Genomic DNA, 827 nt, shown 5'->3' with positions numbered 1-827 from the left:
ACAGCTAACAGCTAACAGCTAACAAATTTTGAAGGTTGGTACTATCTGTATCAACCTTTTTTGTACGTTCGAATACCCTCACTAGAGGATATTTTACATTTGAGCGAAGGGATTATTCTTTCTGCTGAGAAGGTAGTGTGGTGTTTATAAGCATAAATGAGCACTGACGACGAAAGCGGAAAGAAAAGTCGCCAACACAAACTGGAAATATAAAAAAACGGAGCCCATGAGGACTCCGCTTTTCTTATGAGAACGCTAGTTATAGCATTACTTCTTAGTAAGTTTCTCGCGGATACGAGCTGACTTACCAGAACGCTCACGTAGGTAGTACAACTTGGCACGACGTACTGCACCACGGCGTTTAACTTCGATGCTATCAACCATTGGAGAATGTGTTTGGAATGAACGCTCAACACCTTCACCGTTCGAGATTTTACGAACAGTAAATGCAGAGTGTAGACCACGGTTACGAATAGCGATTACAACGCCTTCGAAAGCCTGTAGACGCTCACGGTCGCCTTCTTTTACCTTAACTTGAACTACTACAGTGTCACCTGGAGCAAATTTAGGTAGGTCTGATTTCAGTTGCTCTTCTTCAAGAGCCTTGATGATGTTACTCATTTTTTAAATTCCTAGAATAAACTGATACTTAATAAAATAGGTTACTGCTTACTTTTTACTAGAGCGATACGCCTTAATAAATTCGGCCAGTAATTGTTCCTGTTCGTCAGTCAGAGCTAGGTTTTCCAAGAGCTCTGGTCTTCTAAGCCAAGTACGGCCTAGCGATTGTTGTAATCGCCAGCGACGAATGTCCTTGTGGTTACCCG

At 42.1% G+C, this 827-nt stretch carries 1 protein-coding gene and 1 pseudogene; both read right to left on the bottom strand.

The window, feature by feature from the left end:
* Positions 1–267: 267 nt before the first annotated feature.
* Positions 268–621: a 50S ribosomal protein L19 gene (gene rplS / locus ACP45E_RS22330; RefSeq protein ID WP_017036649.1), complete on the bottom strand. Its 354-nt coding sequence runs from the start codon at positions 619–621 to the stop codon at positions 268–270.
* Positions 622–669: 48 nt separating this feature from the next.
* A pseudogene (locus ACP45E_RS22325) lies at positions 670–827 on the bottom strand (tRNA (guanosine(37)-N1)-methyltransferase TrmD); the annotation flags it as partial.

Source organism: Vibrio genomosp. F10 str. 9ZD137, from assembly GCF_049974785.1.
Taxonomy (GTDB): Bacteria; Pseudomonadota; Gammaproteobacteria; order Enterobacterales; family Vibrionaceae; genus Vibrio.
Note: the sequence above shows the minus strand (reverse complement) of the source record. Positions and strands in the feature narration are given on the sequence as shown.